A 16,230-nucleotide genomic window follows, 5' to 3' on the forward strand; every position below is an offset into this window, starting at 1 on the left:
ACCACTATCGTCTCAACTGGCTACCGCCCTCTCGGCTCTTGCTCCCGCGCAGCGGGCTGGAGCGCAGCGACTTTGTGCTTTGGCGCCTGGCGGCAGATTCCGATCCATGCGTAGATGTCATCGTGAGGGGTAAAGCGGACGCCACGTTGCTCCGACCGAAGCGACGCGATCGACCCGAAGCGGACATCAGCAACCCACAAAGGAAAATCGCCCGGATGGACGGCAGGTGCAGCGGCACGTCTGCAAGGCTACCGCGCGGCCAAACTAGGCATGTCCTGACTCGGCTCGGATAGTGCCCTCGCCGCGCGGATTGACGCGCTTGACTTGCATCAAGACGGGGGCGCTCCAGAGGCTCATTCTAGAATTTCTGAATGGAGGTCGTCCAAATGAAGCTGTCGGTCTCGGTCACATTAGTTGCTTTGACGATAGTAGGGATCATGGGCGCAAGCGCCGAAAAGGCGGGTGCCGTAGTGTACTGCACGTATGTTGATTATCCTGCAAATTGTGTCGCGCGGCCAGGCGTAGTGCTGCGGCCGCGGCCCGTTGCACGACAAGCGGTGGTGGGTGCTGGGACCGTAAATCGCGGTGGCCCGGTCAATCGCGCTGGCAGACGTTGACCGGTCATTTCGCGAGATTCGTAGCCTTGCTCGAAATCCCAACATCGGATTTCCGCAGAACTGTTTTTTAGTTCAACATCTGACAAGACGGGCCGCATCATGAAATTGGTGGCATCAATGGTTGCTGCGCTGTCGTTTGTGGCGCTCTCGGCAATTCCGCTCAACGCTCAGCAATACAAGATGCAAACGCCGATACCGCCGGGCGTTGCAATCCCGGACAAGGTGGAGACCCGCCTTGGGATGCTGAAGTTCTTCGACGGCTTTCCTGATGATGCGACCGTGGAAAAGCTCTACGACAATTTAGACTTCCAACACGCCGTCCAAGCCTACCTGTTAGCCTTAGCTCCAGTGAACCAATTGGCAAATCGAAAGGGCATCGCGGAACTGGGGCCGTTCAATCTGACGGTGCCTATCTTCGAGGATAGGATGGACTCGAAGTCGCTTTTTCTCACCCCGAACAACAACACGCCCTACACTTGGTTTTGGCTCGACCTGCGCGACGGGCCTCTGGTCCTCGAAGTGCCACCCAATGTGCTCGGCCTCATCAACGACATGTGGTATAATTTTGTTACTGATGTTGGGCTCGTCGGGCCAGACAAGGGGCAGGGCGGCAAGTACCTGATCCTGCCGCCCGGCTACAACGGTGAGGTGCCAAGCGGATACTTTGTCGTGAAGACGGCGACGTTCAGCGTCTGGGTTCCGTGGCGCTCGTTCTTGGTGAACGGCGATCCGAAGCCGGGCGTCGACTCGGTCGAAAAACACACGCGGATCTATCGCCTGAAAGATGCTGCCAATCCCCCGAAACTCAATTTCGTCCATGTTTCCGGTAAGGCATTTAGCACGCTGGCGCCGGGAGACTATCCATTTTGGGAGTATCTGAATCAGGTTGTGCAGGAGGAGCCGACCGATACAGTTGACCCGGTCACACTCGGCCTCTACGCATCGGTCGGCATCCAGAAGGGGAAGCCCTTCGCGCCCGATGCACGCATGAAGAAAATTTTGACCGAAGCCGCCTTGGTAGGTGACGCCACCGCCCGTACAATCAATGGCCGGTTGCGGATCAAGGAAAGCTACTATTATCCCGACAGCGCGTGGCGAACGGGCTTCTTCGGCGGTTATAAGTTCGAGGAAAACGGCGCGCGTATCCTCGATGCCTACTCCGCATTCTTCTTCTACGCGACGGGCGTGACGCCGGCGATGGATTCGAAGTCAGTTGGCGAGGGATCGCAGTACATGGCCGCGTTCGTTGATAGCCAAAACGAGCCCCTCGACGGCGGAAAAAATTACAAGCTGCACTTGCCGCCCAACATCCCGGTCAAGCAATTCTGGTCGGTCATCCTCTACGACAATCAGACCCGCTCCATGCTGCAAACCGACCAGCGTTGGCCAGCCGCAACCAGCCAGAACCCGAAACTCTTGCCCAACGCGGACGGGTCAGTGGACATCTATTTCGGGCCGAAGGCGCCGGTGGGCAAGGAGAACAACTGGGTGCAGACCATTCCCGGCAAAGGATGGAATACGCTCCTGCGTCTTTACGGCCCGCTCCAGCCGTGGTTCGACAAGACTTGGCGGCCCGGCGAGATTGAGCCGCTGTAGCAGCGAGGAGGTCGAAGCTTCCTCCTCATTTCCGCTATTGGAGCCCTTCTCCGATATCCAGCGATGCCCGCTCTTGCGCCGTTGTCGGCGGAGAAGCGGACATCTTGCGCGTCGGAGCCGGGCGCTCCGATAGCGCGCATGAGGATGCAGGCTTGGCCGAGCCTACTCGTCGTCCTCCTCCTCGTCTTCATCCTCCTAGCAGGATGACCGACCGCACGTGCGATGAGATGCTGGTCGGAAGCATCGACATGCAGGCCAGGACTAGCCGCCACATGATGCGCGCTTCCTGCCAAGGCCGGCCGCTGCAGGTGCCGCCGAAGCAAGTTCAGTTGCCAATTCCAATGTCTCCCTCGGTTCCAAATCCCTTTGCGCTTGGCAACTCCCCGCGGAGGTGCGAGATTCGCGCGTGACTTCGATTTGCGCGTGAGCCTGCGCCGCGAAAGTTCAACATGATGCGAAATCAGCGCATCCGGGATTCAGCCAAAGGTGCTGGTCCTCTGAGATCCTTCCTGTTCGCCCTTGCGATCGCGACAACGGGCTGCGGCACTGCGTATCCCGCCGGCCTTGTCCTCGTGGCCGCCGACAGCTCGCCCACAGCCTATATTAATGATGGCAAGCCGGCAGGAATACTTGTCGATGTCGTGACCGAAGCCTTTCGAAGGACTGGCGAGCCGATTGAAGTCCAGGTGATGCCCTGGGCACGTTGCCTGGCGGAAGTTCGCAGCGGCCGTGTCGACGGAATATTCTCGGTTTTCAAGCTGCCTGAGCGAAATGAGTTTCTCACCTACACCAACGTCCCGGTCATCACACAGGTGCTGGCGTTTTTTGTCCCTGCCGATTCCGATGTGATGTTTGACGGCGACATCGGCAAGCTGGGAAGGCTTAGGATCGGGACAATCAGGGCCACGAGTTACGGCCTCAAGGTCGATAGTGCACTCAAGACGGGGGTGTGGTCGACGACCGTCGAAACCAACAATGTCGATACCCTCGTTGGCATGCTTGCCCTGAAGAGGATCGATCTGGCGATCGGCTACCGGCATGTCGTCCTCGATGCCGCGCGCAACAAGGGGTATCAGGACAAGATAAGGGAGCTGTCTCCAGGCATCGACGAGATTCCAAGTTATCTGGCATTCAACAAGCAAAGTGACTATTCGAAAGTCATCGCCGATTTCGATCGAGCTCTGACGAGTATGAAGGACGACCACAGCTTTGAGGCCATCTTTGAGAAATACCTGGGGCCCAAGGCCGGGCACTAAGGAGGCCGGGCACTAAGGAGGCCGGGGCACCAAGGGCTGTGGATGACCGTGTGATGGATCGCGTCGATGACGGTGCCAGCACTTCATGACTCGCGGTGTCCTGCAAGTCGAGTGCACCGGCACCGTAACTCCCTGTCTTAATGTCTCGAATGTCCGCTGTTGTGCTGTGGCAGGCACAGAAGCGGACATCGGGAGTGCCGGAGCGGAAAGCTCGGATCCAACCAGGATGTGGTGTTGGGCGGGTCTACTCCTCGTCCTCCTCGTCTTCTTCCTCGTCATCCTCATCCTCGTCTTCTTCTTCCACCCGGATGAGGGTGGCGAGCGGCAGCGTTTCGCGGAACAGATCGCCTTCCATGCCCATCCAGACGCAGAGCACGTCCTCGCCCTTGACCTCCGCAACTGTCAGCGGCTGGCCGCCCGATTTGAGCATGACGATATCGCCGGCTTTCAATTCCATGGACTGTCCTTTCGAGTTGACCCGGATGCAACGCTAGCAAGTTGTCATGACACGCCGAACACGGGGCGGGGCTGGCGAGGGTCCGCCATGCCCCTATAGCGACCAAATTCGGCATCGCAGCCAAATGAGCGATGGGGCAGCGGCACACATCCGCCTCAAATCCATCACCGTTCCTCATCCTGGTGCATTCGAAATGTGGAGGCGCAATCTCCGCGTCCTCTACTGCAACTGGTTATTTGGTGGAAAGTGCCACCTGATCAATGTGCGAGTCGATGACCGGACCAAACCCCTCCCAGTGTTCGCCGTTGAATCGGCTCATTCGCATCTGTTCGATCGGATAGAAATCGGTCGGTGAGGTCTTGACGCGGATACCTGGACGGAGGGTTTCGACCTCGAAATCAAGATTGGCGGCCACCTTCATGACGTTCTCGCGTGTGAGATTGTCACCGCACTCTTTCAGAACTTCGACCAATCCCGTCGACAGATTGTAGGCCGCGATCGTGCCGGCATCGGACTTGTCGGCTTCCGGATAATACTTTGCCAGGAAAGCTCGAAAGCGCTGCATGCCGGGGTAGCTGTCCCACTGCGGATCGGTTACGTCCATGTTGTAGAGGGCGGTCAGGATCCCCTCGGCGTTCTTGACGCCGGCGGGCTTTATGACTCCACCAATAGAGTTCGAGACATTCGTCATGATGTGGATCGGGTGCCAATCGAGTTCAGCGACTTTCCGGATCGCCTGCGCCGCGTATTTGGGCGTGGCAATATTGATGAAGACGTCGGGTTTCGCAGTCCTGATCGCCACGACTTCCGAATCTACCGTTGGGGTGCCGACATCATAGGGCGCGCTGACGATGACGGTTTTGTCAAACTTGTCGCCAAGCCCGTCCTTCAGGCCTTGAATGTAGTCCTTGCCGAAATCGTCGTTCTGATAGAGCACGCCGACCTTGGCGTTCGGATGGTTCGTCAGGATGTAGCTTGCATAGATACGTGCCTCCGCGCGGTACGTCGGCTGCCAGCCGATCGTCCATGGAAAATGCTCAGGATCGCCAAACCGTGACGCGCCGGTCGACACGAATATTTGCGGCACACGCATCGCATTCATGTATTTCTGGATAGCGGCGTTGGTGGCCGTGCCGAGCGACGCGAAAATCAGAAAGACCTCGTCGCTCTCGACGAGCTTGCGCGCTTGTTCCACGGTCTTCGGTGGACTATAGCCATCGTCGTAGGAAATGAAGTTTATCTTGCGGCCATTGATCCCGCCGTTGTCGTTGATCATCCGAAAATAGGCACTCATCGTCCTGCCGATAATGCCATAAGCCGACGCGGGCCCGCTATACGGCATGATGTTGCCGATTTTGATTTCGGCATCGGTTGCACCGGTATCGTATTTTTTCTGAGCAAGTGCGTCGCTTCCGCTGGAAGCGAACAAAATGATGGCGGTCGACAACGCCGCCAATTGTCGCGTGACGAAAGGCATTTCGTTTCTCCCTGTGAACTTATGAAGGTGCTCGTTTGTTGAGGACCTCTTGTCGGGTCTCGCGTTGAGACTGAACGCGTTTCGTCAATGCCTGTCGACGGGAGAGCCACGTGCCGTCCGCACCTTGGCGCGATCGGTCAATATGACTGACCGGGGCGCTCGTACTTGCCGCCGAAGAAGTCCCTGGCAAACTTCGCCACCATGGCATCATGCGCCTGTTTTGCCCGACGGGTCAACGAATTTTCGTAAAATCCGCAGTCGCGGCACATTGTGCGGCAAGCTGCTGATTGTGCAGCGCCACCTACTGTGCATGGGGTTGTTTTCGGGATTTAGCCCGGCACGAGCTCGGTCAGCGAGCGGATGATGCGGTCGGGCTTGACGGTCGAGCCTTCGGGCAGGCCGCCGCCATGCGCGTCGAGCCAGATCGCATAGATGCCGAGGCGCTGCGGCGTCACGACTTCCCATTCCAGATTGTCGCCGATCATCCAGGTGTCTTCAGCGGTGACGCCGAGCGCCTCCATCGCGTGCAGATAGGCGCGCTCCTCGGGCTTGCCGAAGCCATGCTCGCCCTCGATCTGGATGTGATCGAAGCGATGGGCGAGCTCGAAGCGCTCGACCTTGGCGCGCTGCATGTCGGCGGCGCCGTTGGTGACCAGCGCGAGCCTGACGCCGTGCGCCTTGAAGGCGTCGATCGCATCATGCGCGCCGGGGAAGACGAAGATCGCTTCCTCGCGATAGGTGGTGACGCGCTCGGCGACACGATCGGCGAGATCGTCGGGCAGGGCGCGGTGACCGCTTGCAGCGAGCGCAGCAAAGCCGCCGCGCACCGTGAGGCGGCGCGCCTCGCCGAGCTTCATGCGCCACTCCGCTCCCGCGGTCGACCAGAACTGTCGCGCATAGGCCAGCACGGCCATGGCGACCTGAGCCGGTGGCAGCGGTGCGAGCTCCTCGGCGAATTCCTCGGCGATCGTGTTCCACGCGATCTCGGGCCGGCCATAGGCTGACAGGATGGTGTCGTCCATGTCGATCAGCATGGCGCGGGGCAGAGATTTCACGACGGGCTTGACGATGCTCATGGCCATTTCACCTCCGGCGGCAGCGACGACAGGATGGAGTCGACGTTGCCGCCGGTCTTGAGCCCGAAGATGGTGCCGCGGTCGTAGAGCAGGTTGAACTCGACATAGCGCCCGCGCCGGATCAACTGCTCCTCGCGGTCCTCGGCGGTCCAGGCGCTCGCGAAATTGCGCCTGACGATGTCAGGGTAGATCTTCAGGAAGGCGCGGCCGACATCCTGCGTGAAAGCGAGGTCGGCGTCCCAGTCGCCGCTGTCGTGCCAGTCGTAGAAGATGCCGCCGACGCCGCGCGCCTCTTTCCGGTGCGGCAGATAGAAATACTCGTCGCACCACTTCTTGTACTTGTCGTAAGCGGCGACGCCGTTGGGGCCGGTGCAAGCCTCCTTCATCGCGGCGTGGAAGGCCAGCGTATCAGCGTCTTCCTGCGTGCGCCTTCGGTCGAGAACCGGCGTGAGATCGGCGCCGCCGCCGAACCACGCCTTGGTGGTGACGACGAAGCGCGTATTCATGTGCACCGCCGGCACGTGCGGATTGCGCATATGCGCGATCAGCGAGATGCCGGAGGCCCAGAAGCGCGGGTCGTCCGCTGCGCCCGGAATCTGCGCACGAAACTCGGGCGCGAATTCGCCATGCACGGTCGAGCAATGCACGCCGACCTTCTCGAACAGCCGGCCGGACATCATCGACATCACGCCGCCACCACCCTTGGCCCCGCTGTGGTCGGTGCGCTGCCAGGGCGTACGATTGAAGCGGCCGGCCGTGCCGGGATAGAGGCTTTGCGGCGCGTCGTCCTCGAGCCGCTCGAAGCTGTCGCAGATGTCGTCGCGCAAGCGCTCGAACCAGGCGCGCGCGCGCGCCTTGCGGTCTTCGATCAGTGTTGGGTCCAGCATGGATGTCATGTCGTCAGCCTTGCGGACCGTAATAGGTGCAGCTCTCGTTGCAACTGTCGCGGTGGATGCTGACGCGGGTCAGCTTGCCGATATGCTGTAGCCGCTCCCAGACGAAGCGCGACAGGTTCTCCAGCGTCGGCGTGCCCAGCGCCTCGATCTTGTTGAGGAACTTGTGGTCGAGCGTGAGCCTGACCTCTTCGATGGCGCGCTGGAGCAGGCCGAGATCGACCACCATGCCGGTCGCAGGGTCGGGCGTGCCGCGCACCGTTACCTCGGCACGGAAGGAGTGGCCGTGGATCTCTTCGCTCGCCTCACCAAAGGTCGTCCCCTTCAGCGTATGCGCCGCCTCGAAGCGGAACTGTTTCGTCAATTCCCACATCTGTCCGTTCAGTCCTATCTGATGCCGAGCGATTTATGCGTCTGCAAGCTCAGCCGCCATTGCGGATGGCGCAGGCAATAGTCGATCGCGCGCACGGTGTTCTCGATGACTTCAGGTCCGTCCATCGGCTGCAGCGAGAAGCGCTCGAAGGCGAGGCGTTCGAAAGTCTCGGGCGCGGCGAGGGCCTGCGGATAGACCAGCTTTAGCTCGTGCCCCTTGCGCAACACCAGCTCGCTGCCGCCTTTCGGGCTGACGCAGATCCAGTCGAGGCCCTCGGGTGCTTCGACCGTGCCGTTGGTCTCGACGCCGATCTCGAAACCTCGCGCATGGAGCGCCGCGACCAGGGCGTCGTCGACCTGGAGCAGCGGCTCGCCGCCGGTCAGCACCACATAGCGGTTGGAGGCAGCTCCAGTCCATTGCCCAGCGATGGTGTCGGCGAGCTCCACCGCCGTTGCGTAGCGGCCGCCGAGCGTGCCGTCGGTGCCGACGAAATCCGTGTCGCAGAACTGACATGCGGCCTGGCTGCGGTCCGCCTCGCGGCCGCTCCAGAGGTTGCAGCCGGCGAAGCGGCAGAACACCGACGCGCGCCCGGCATGGGCGCCTTCGCCTTGCAGGGTCAGGAAGATTTCCTTGACCGCGTAGCTCACTGATCTCTCCTCGTCATGTTCAATCGTGCGGGTTCCGGACCTGCCGGAGCGCTTCGCCTGCGGCCATCGCCGCGGTCATGGCGACATTGAGCGACCGCAGCCCTGGCGTGATCGGGATCACCAGCCGCGCATCCGCGGCCTCGACCACCGCGTCGGTGACGCCGGCGCTCTCGCGCCCGAATAGCAGGATGTCCGACGTCTGGTAACGAAAATCGCGGTAGTCGGTGGCGGCTTTGGTGGTGAACAGCAGCAGGCGGTAGCCTTGTGCCGCCCGCCATTCCTCGAATTTGGTCCAGGAGTCGTGCCTGGTGATGCTGACATGGCCGAGGTAATCCATTCCCGCCCGGCGGAAATGCCGGTCGGAGACCGGGAAGCCGGCCGGTTCAATGATGTGGGCGGCGATGCCCAGGCAGGCGCAGAGCCTGAGAATCGTGCCGGTGTTCTGGGGAATGTCGGGCTGGAAAAGTGCGATCTGCATGGGCGTTACAGGGCTTCGGCCGGGACGGAATTGTCTCAATAAAACATCGCTAGCGCGGGAATTCGTGCATTGCACGCTCCCGCGCCGTTAGCGGGCTTGCGCTCGCCCTGCAAGGGTGCCAATAGAACGATTCTGGACTGCTGTTTTTCGCCTTGTTTTGGCGAGGACAAGCCAAGTTCTGCCGCCGCGGGGGGCCGCGGGCGCCGGCAGCGCTGTTCCGGGGACCTTGGGGGCTCCTGGAGCGGTTCCACCGGCAGCATAAGAAGAAAGGGTTGGAATCGTGACGACAGCGTCTTCGGCGGACCATCCGACACGCCGTGATTTCTTATTCGTTGCAACGGGGGCAGCTGCAGCCGTAGGGGGCGCGGCCGCGCTCTGGCCCTTTATTTCCCAAATGAATCCGGACGCCTCGACCATCGCCGCGGGGGCGCCGATCGAGGTCGATCTGAGCCCGGTTGCCGAGGGGCAGGACATCAAGGTGTTCTGGCGCGGCAAGCCGATCTACATCAGCCACCGCACCAAGAAGCAGATCGACGAGGCGCGCGCCGTTCCGGTCGCGAGCCTGCCCGATCCGCAGTCCGACGAGGCCCGGGTCAAGTCTGGCCATGATCAGTGGCTGGTCGTGATCGGCATCTGCACTCATCTCGGCTGCATCCCGATCGCCCATGAAGGCAATTACGACGGGTTCTTCTGCCCCTGCCATGGTTCGCAGTACGATTCGTCCGGCCGCATCCGCCAGGGGCCCGCGCCCGCGAACCTGGCCGTGCCGCCGTACACTTTCGTTTCCGACACCAAAATCCAGATCGGCTGAGCCTCGGACCCGCGTCCGAAGCCTCGAACCGTCTCGTCGTTTTATTTCCTCAGGATCGCATCATGAGCGGACCATCCGACTACCAGCCGAGCAATCCGGCACTGCAATGGATCGAGCGGCGCCTGCCGATCATGGGTCTCGTCCATTCCTCCTTCGTCGTCTATCCCACCCCGCGCAATCTGAACTATTGGTGGACCTTCGGCGCCATACTGTCCTTCATGCTGGGGATGCAGATCCTGACCGGCGTGATCCTGGCGATGCACTACACGCCGCATGCCGATCTCGCCTTCAAGTCGGTCGAGCTGCTGGTCCGTGACGTGAACTACGGCTGGCTGCTGCGCAACATGCATGCCTGCGGCGCGTCGATGTTCTTCTTCGCGGTCTACGTCCACATGCTGCGCGGCCTCTATTACGGTTCCTACAAGGAGCCGCGCGAGGTGCTCTGGATCCTCGGCGTCATCATTTACCTGCTGATGATGGCGACCGGCTTCATGGGCTACGTGCTTCCCTGGGGCCAGATGAGCTTCTGGGGCGCCACCGTCATCACCAATCTGTTCTCGGCCATTCCCTATGTCGGCGAGAGCATCGTGACACTGCTGTGGGGCGGTTATTCGGTCGGCAATCCGACGCTGAACCGCTTCTTCTCGCTGCACTATCTGCTGCCGTTCCTGATCGCGGGCGTCGTCGTGCTCCACGTCTGGGCACTGCACGTCGCCGGCCAGAACAATCCCGACGGCGTCGAGCCGAAGACGGAAAAGGACACGGTGCCGTTCACGCCGCATGCGACCATCAAGGACGGCTTCGGCGTCGCCTGCTTCCTGCTGCTCTACGCCTGGTTCATCTTCTACATGCCGAACTATCTTGGCGATGCCGACAACTACATTCCGGCGAACCCGGGCGTCACGCCGCCGCACATCGTGCCGGAATGGTATTACCTGCCGTTCTACGCGATCCTGCGCTCGATCCCGAACAAGCTCGCGGGCGTGATCGGGATGTTCTCGGCGATCATCATCCTGTGCTTCCTGCCCTGGCTGGACAGCGCGAGGACGCGTTCGTCGAAGTACCGTCCGCTGGCCAAGCAGTTCTTCTGGATCTTCGTCGCGGTCTGCATCCTGCTCGGCTATCTCGGCGCGCAGCCGCCGGAAGGCATCTACGTGATCGCCGGCCGGGTCCTGACGGTCTGCTACTTCGCCTACTTCCTGATCGTGCTGCCGCTGCTCTCGCGCATCGAGAAGCCGCGGCCGGTGCCGAACTCGATCTCGGAGGCGATCCTCGCCAAGAGCGGCAAGGCCGTCGCCTCGATCGCGGTCGCGCTCGTCGCAGCCGGCGCGCTGTTCCTCGGTTCGTTGCAGGATGCCCGCGCCGAGGAAGGCGGCACCAAGCCGCCGGGCAACAGCTGGTCGTTCGCCGGCCCTTTCGGCAAGTATGATCGCGGTGCGCTCCAGCGCGGCCTGAAGGTCTACAAGGAGGTCTGCTCCAACTGCCACGGCCTGTCCCTGATCGCCTTTCGCAATCTCGGCGATCCCGGTGGTCCCGGCTATTCGACGGCGCAGGTGGCCGCGTTTGCCTCCGACTACAAGATCAAGGACGGCCCGAACGACCAGGGCGAGATGTTCGAGCGCCCGGGCCGGGCGGCCGACTACTTCCCCTCGCCATTCCCGAACGAGCAGGCCGCTCGCGCGGCGAATGGCGGCGCGGCGCCTCCCGACCTCTCCCTGATCACCAAGGCGCGCTCGTACGGCCGCGGCTTCCCGATGTTCCTGATCGACTTCTTCAGCCAGTACCAGGAGCAGGGCCCGGATTACGTCGCGGCGGTGCTGCAGGGCTTCGAGGACAAGGTGCCGGAAGGCGTGACCATTCCGGAAGGCTCGTATTACAACAAGTACTTCCCGGGCCACGCCATCAAGATGCCGAAGCCGCTCAGCGATGGCCAGGTGACCTTTGACGACGGCTCGCCGACGACGGTCGCGCAATACGCCAAGGACGTCACCACGTTCCTGATGTGGACCGCCGAGCCGCACATGGAAGCGCGCAAGCGCCTCGGCTTCCAGGTCTTCATCTTCCTGATCATCTTCGCGTTCCTGATGTACTTCACCAAGAAGAAGGTCTGGGCCGACTCGCACTGAGCGGCTTGACGCGAAACGAGAACGAAGAAGCCCCCGCAAGGGGGCTTTTTTGTTGGACACGCGCGTGTGTTGTCCGTCGAGATTGCGCTCCACGCTCCCAGCGGCCAAAATACCGCCCAGCTCTCCCCAGAACGCGTCGGAGGACACCATGGGAACCACCATCACTTTCAAGCGCCCGGACGGCAAGGACGCCTCGGGCTATCTCGCCAACGCCGCGCGCGGCAACGCGCCGGGCGTGGTCGTGATCCAGGAATGGTGGGGCCTGTCGGACCAGATCAAGGGCCTGTGCGACCGCTTCGCGCTCGCCGGCTTCGATGCGCTCGCGCCCGATCTCTACAAGGGCAAGGTTGTGCCGTATCACGACACGGACGCGGCCGGCAAAGAGATGAACTCGCTCGATTTCATGGACGCCACCACGCAGACGGTGCGCGGTGCCACGCAATATCTGTCGCGCAACGGCGCCAAGGTCGGGCTGACGGGCTTCTGCCTCGGCGGCGCCGTCACCATCATCGGCGCGGTGCATGTGCCGGAGCTCGCCGCCGGCGTCGTGTTCTACGGCATTCCGCCGGAGCAGGCCGCCAAGCCCGCCGACGTCAAGATCCCGCTCCAGGCCCATTTCGCCAACAAGGACGATTGGTGCACGCCGGAGCTGGTCAGTGGTTTCGAAAAAGCCATGAAAGCCGCCGGCAAGTCGCTGGAGCTGTTCCGCTATGACGCCGAGCACGCCTTCGTCAACGAGCAGCGCCAGGCCGTGCACGACCGCGAAGCCGCCGAGCTCGCCTGGGGCCGGGCGACGGAGTTTTTCAGGAAGCATTTGGGGTGAACGCAGTCACGCGTTGAAGCGACACAGAGCAGGCCGCCGGGAATCCGGTGGCCGCTCTGGCGTGGTCGCACACCCTGCCGCGTCGGAGCCAACACGTTGGCGCCGAGTATCCCTATGAAAATCTGCCTGATCGCATCCTTGTTCGTCGCCGGCCTTGCGGCGCCCTGCTGGGCGAAAGAGCCTGCATGCAACGGGCCGGAATTCCAGACATTCCGAACTGATTTCGAGAGCGCCGCGAACGCGAACGACAAGACGCGCATCGTCAAGCTGATCTCCTTCCCCGTCGAGTACTGGTCGGCGGAAGGCAAGCACGACGTTCAGAGCGGGCCGGTCAAGAGCGAGGCCGAATTTCTGCAGCGTTACGACACGTTGTTCACGCCTGCCATGCGCAAGCACCTGCACACCGCAAAGCTGCTATCGCTGCCCGACGGTCGCTGCGCACTGACTTGGCATGACACGAATTCCGAATTCACGTTTGAATTCCGATATGCCCCCGAGAGCGGGTTTCGAGCAATCGGATATGAGGTCGGAGCCTACTAGGACGACGCCATGCAGGGCGTGCGGAGAGTTGGTATCGCACGTTCTTGCGGGAGTGAGGCCATGCTTCATAAATTTACGTTCGTCCGCGCCGCGCGGTGGATATTTGCTCTGTGCTGTTGGTTAGTCGCAGCGCAGGCTCAGGCCGAGCCGGCATTCGTGACCATTGAGGGCGACCTTAAGAGTATCGCCTGGTGGGTCCTTGCCGACTTCCATCCGTTCACAACGGAGGTTCGCGGTCTTCCCGTCAGGGAGATAAGAAAGAACTGGTGCAAGGCCACTGAATTCCGCAAAGACCTCATTCCAAGGGAATTGCTCTTCGAGGGTGGTACGGATGCGATGGCAGCCGCCAACATGTCCTTCGCCGTTGAGGGGCGCTTCGATGGTACGGCGCCCAAGCAGGTCGCGTTGGTCGGCGTCTTCGAGGAGTGCACAGGTCAAAAGGGCAGGTTTATTCTCATCCTGGATCAATCGGCGGAAGGGAAGCCAAAGATCCGGTTCGTGAATGCCGTGCGGACGGATCACCAATTCGGTGCCCTGCAGAAGGGGGACGACAACAGCATCGTGGCCTGGGCCTGTATGGAGTGCGATAACTTCGCGGTCCTGAAATGGGACCGGAAGAAGCGCAAATTCGACTGGCGGCCTGGCCCGGCCGAGCAATAGCCCAAAAGCCGGCGACCGAAGGCGGCGGCTCTTGACGCCGTCCCCGGGCCATGGTGAGTATCCGGCCCATGAGCACCGCAGCCCGCCCATCCCGTCGTTGGTGGCGCACCTCCTAAGAGGTGGCCGGTGCGATTTATTCTCCCAAAATCGTCAGAGGTCGCCAGCACAGCGCGGCGGCCTGATCGTTTGTCCTGTGTGGCGTTCCCTCGGCAAGTTTCGTAAGAGGACCACATGAACAGGACAGTCTTCGCCCTTCCACCCAGAAGCGATTATGTCACCCGCGGCGGTCTTGCGATCACGCGCGTGGCCGAGCAGTTTACCGGTCACGCCAACCGGCTCGACGACCTCATCAACCTGCTCGACCGCCGCCGCGGCGTGGTGCTGTCCTCGGGCACGACCGTGCCGGGCCGTTACGAGAGCTTTGACCTCGGCTTCTCCGATCCGCCGCTCAAGCTCGAGACCGTCGGCACCGATTTCAGGCTGGAGGCACTCAACACGCGTGGCGAGGTGTTGATCGCCTTCCTCGCTGACGTCCTGCGCGAGCCCTGCGTCGTGATCTCCGAGAAGACCACGACGCGTCTTGCCGGCCATATCATCCGCGGCGATGCGCCAGTCGAGGAAGACCAGCGCACGCGGCGCGCCAGCGTGATGTCGCTGGTGCGCGACATCATCGCCGCTTTCTACGCCAATGACGACGGGCTGCTCGGCCTGTTCGGCGCCTTCGCCTACGACCTCGTCTTCCAGATCGAGGACCTCGTGCAGAAGCGTGCGCGCGAGAATGACCAGCGCGACATCGTGCTTTATGTCCCCGATCGCCTGCTGGCCTATGACCGCGCCACCGGGCGCGGCGTCGTGCTCTCCTACGATTTCGCCTGGAAGGGCAAGTTCACCGAAGGCCTGCCGCGCGAGACGGCCGAGAGTCCGTATGTGAAGACGGATCGCCAGGGCTTTGCCGATCACGCGCCCGGCGAATATCAGGCGACGGTCGAGACCGCGCGTGCCGCCTTTGCCCGCGGCGATCTGTTCGAGGCCGTGCCGGGCCAGCTCTTTGCCGAGCCCTGCGAGCGCTCGCCGGCCGAAGTGTTCCAGCGCCTCTGCGTCATCAACCCGTCGCCCTACGGCGCGCTGATGAATCTCGGTGATGGCGAATTCCTTGTCTCCGCGTCGCCGGAAATGTTCGTGCGCTCCGACGGACGCCGCGTCGAGACCTGCCCGATATCAGGGACGATCGCGCGCGGCACCGACGCGATCGGCGATGCCGAGCAGATCCGCCAGCTCCTGAACTCGGAGAAGGACGAGTTCGAGCTCAACATGTGCACCGACGTCGATCGCAACGACAAGGCGCGTGTCTGCGTGCCCGGCACGATCAAGGTGCTGGCGCGCCGGCAGATCGAGACCTATTCGAAGCTGTTCCACACCGTCGATCACGTCGAAGGCATGCTGCGCCCCGGTTTCGATGCGCTCGATGCCTTTCTCACCCATGCCTGGGCTGTCACCGTGACAGGTGCGCCAAAACTGTGGGCGATGCAGTTCGTCGAGGACCATGAGCGCTCGCCGCGGCGCTGGTATGCCGGCGCGATCGGCGCGGTGAATTTCGACGGCAGCATCAACACCGGCCTCACCATCCGCACCATCCGCATGAAGGATGGCCTGGCTGAAGTGCGCGTCGGCGCCACCTGTCTGTTCGATTCCGATCCGGCTGCGGAAGATCGCGAATGCCAGGTCAAGGCCGCAGCGCTGTTCCAGGCGCTCCGCGGCGATCCGCCGAAGCCGCTGTCGAGCTTTGCTCCTGATGCGACCGGTTCGGGCAAGCGCGTGCTGTTGATCGATCACGACGACAGCTTTGTGCATATGCTCGCCGATTACTTCCGTCAGGTGGGCGCGAGCGTCACCGTGGTCCGCTATGTGCATGCGCTCGACATGCTCGAGCAGAAGAGGTGGGATTTGCTGGTGCTGTCGCCAGGGCCAGGCCGCCCGGAGGATTTCGGGATCAAGAAAACCATCGACGCGGCGCTGGAGAACAAGCTGCCGGTGTTCGGCGTCTGCCTCGGCGTGCAGGCGATTGGCGAATATTTTGGCGGCGAGCTCGGCCAGCTCACCCATCCCGCGCACGGACGGCCCTCGCGGGTGCAGGTGCGCGGCGGGCGCCTGATGCGCAATCTGCCGAACGAGATCGTCATTGGCCGCTATCACTCGCTCTTTGTCGAGCGCGACAGCATGCCTGATGTGCTTAGCGTCACCGCCAGCACCGAGGACGGCGTTGCCATGGCGCTGGAGCACAAGACCCTGCCGGTCGCCGGCGTGCAATTCCACCCGGAATCGCTGATGTCGCTCGGCGGCGAGGTGGGCTTGCGAATTGTTGAGAATGCGTTCCGGCTGGATGCGCCGGTCAATTGAGAG

The 16,230-nt window shown here is 62.0% G+C and carries 15 protein-coding genes; 8 read left to right on the forward strand and 7 right to left on the reverse strand.

The window, feature by feature from the left end; translation table 11 throughout:
* Nucleotides 1–734: 734 nt before the first annotated feature.
* Together XI06_RS26795 and XI06_RS26800 are read left to right on the forward strand one after the other, a co-directional pair.
* Nucleotides 735–2,213, forward strand: a complete 1,479-nt coding sequence (locus tag XI06_RS26795; protein ID WP_237866672.1) for a DUF1254 domain-containing protein — start codon at nucleotides 735–737, stop codon at nucleotides 2,211–2,213.
* A 449-nt stretch (nucleotides 2,214–2,662) separates the two neighbouring features.
* Nucleotides 2,663–3,469, forward strand: a complete 807-nt coding sequence (locus XI06_RS26800; protein ID WP_237866674.1) for a substrate-binding periplasmic protein — start codon at nucleotides 2,663–2,665, stop codon at nucleotides 3,467–3,469.
* A 244-nt stretch (nucleotides 3,470–3,713) separates the two neighbouring features.
* On the opposite strand, the gene XI06_RS26805 is transcribed toward XI06_RS26800, so the two are convergent.
* From XI06_RS26805 to XI06_RS26835, 7 genes are all read right to left on the reverse strand, one after another.
* On the reverse strand, nucleotides 3,714–3,926 hold the full coding sequence (locus XI06_RS26805; protein ID WP_237889339.1) for a YodC family protein: 213 nt from the start codon (nucleotides 3,924–3,926) through the stop codon (nucleotides 3,714–3,716).
* Between the two features lie 232 nt (nucleotides 3,927–4,158).
* On the reverse strand, nucleotides 4,159–5,403 hold the full coding sequence (locus tag XI06_RS26810; RefSeq protein ID WP_271606931.1) for an ABC transporter substrate-binding protein: 1,245 nt from the start codon (nucleotides 5,401–5,403) through the stop codon (nucleotides 4,159–4,161).
* Between the two features lie 329 nt (nucleotides 5,404–5,732).
* A complete protein-coding gene (locus tag XI06_RS26815; protein WP_271606932.1) occupies nucleotides 5,733–6,485 on the reverse strand; it encodes an HAD family hydrolase in 753 nt (250 codons plus the stop codon).
* Complete coding sequence (gene hemF / locus XI06_RS26820) at nucleotides 6,476–7,375, reverse strand: oxygen-dependent coproporphyrinogen oxidase (RefSeq protein WP_442869479.1); 900 nt, start codon at nucleotides 7,373–7,375, stop codon at nucleotides 6,476–6,478. The genes XI06_RS26815 and hemF overlap by 10 nt, the downstream gene beginning before the upstream one ends.
* Nucleotides 7,376–7,379: 4 nt before the next feature.
* Nucleotides 7,380–7,745, reverse strand: coding sequence for a 6-pyruvoyl trahydropterin synthase family protein (locus XI06_RS26825; protein ID WP_237866682.1), 366 nt, complete (start codon nucleotides 7,743–7,745; stop codon nucleotides 7,380–7,382).
* A 14-nt stretch (nucleotides 7,746–7,759) separates the two neighbouring features.
* Nucleotides 7,760–8,392 carry a 7-carboxy-7-deazaguanine synthase gene (gene queE, locus XI06_RS26830; RefSeq protein ID WP_237870152.1) on the reverse strand — a complete coding sequence of 211 codons (633 nt, stop codon included), beginning with the start codon at nucleotides 8,390–8,392 and terminating at the stop codon, nucleotides 7,760–7,762.
* Nucleotides 8,393–8,411: 19 nt separating this feature from the next.
* Entirely contained in the window at nucleotides 8,412–8,870 is a 459-nt protein-coding gene (locus XI06_RS26835; protein ID WP_237870154.1) for a tRNA (cytidine(34)-2'-O)-methyltransferase, read from the reverse strand.
* A 280-nt stretch (nucleotides 8,871–9,150) separates the two neighbouring features.
* Between XI06_RS26835 and petA the strand changes: the two genes are divergently transcribed.
* The 6 genes from petA (at nucleotide 9,151) to XI06_RS26865 (ending at nucleotide 16,227) form a co-directional block, all read left to right on the forward strand.
* A complete protein-coding gene (gene petA, locus XI06_RS26840) occupies nucleotides 9,151–9,681 on the forward strand; it encodes a ubiquinol-cytochrome c reductase iron-sulfur subunit (protein WP_092227410.1) in 531 nt (176 codons plus the stop codon).
* Between the two features lie 62 nt (nucleotides 9,682–9,743).
* Entirely contained in the window at nucleotides 9,744–11,807 is a 2,064-nt protein-coding gene (gene fbcH, locus XI06_RS26845) for a cytochrome b/c1 (protein ID WP_237866685.1), read from the forward strand.
* Between the two features lie 148 nt (nucleotides 11,808–11,955).
* The gene (locus XI06_RS26850) at nucleotides 11,956–12,630 is read left to right on the forward strand and encodes a dienelactone hydrolase family protein (RefSeq protein WP_237866686.1); all 675 of its coding nucleotides are present in this window, start codon (nucleotides 11,956–11,958) and stop codon (nucleotides 12,628–12,630) included.
* Nucleotides 12,631–12,744: 114 nt separating this feature from the next.
* Nucleotides 12,745–13,170 carry a hypothetical protein gene (locus tag XI06_RS26855; RefSeq protein ID WP_237866688.1) on the forward strand — a complete coding sequence of 142 codons (426 nt, stop codon included), beginning with the start codon at nucleotides 12,745–12,747 and terminating at the stop codon, nucleotides 13,168–13,170.
* 60 nt (nucleotides 13,171–13,230) lie between these two features.
* Nucleotides 13,231–13,830 (forward strand): hypothetical protein, encoded by a 600-nt coding sequence (locus XI06_RS26860; RefSeq protein WP_237866689.1) that lies wholly within the window; start codon nucleotides 13,231–13,233, stop codon nucleotides 13,828–13,830.
* A 231-nt stretch (nucleotides 13,831–14,061) separates the two neighbouring features.
* On the forward strand, nucleotides 14,062–16,227 hold the full coding sequence (locus XI06_RS26865; RefSeq protein ID WP_271606933.1) for an anthranilate synthase component I: 2,166 nt from the start codon (nucleotides 14,062–14,064) through the stop codon (nucleotides 16,225–16,227).
* The last annotated feature ends 3 nt before the right edge of the window (nucleotides 16,228–16,230 follow it).

The sequence above is a fragment of the Bradyrhizobium sp. CCBAU 11434 genome (genome assembly GCF_028128895.1).
Lineage (GTDB): Bacteria > Pseudomonadota > Alphaproteobacteria > Rhizobiales > Xanthobacteraceae > Bradyrhizobium > Bradyrhizobium zhengyangense.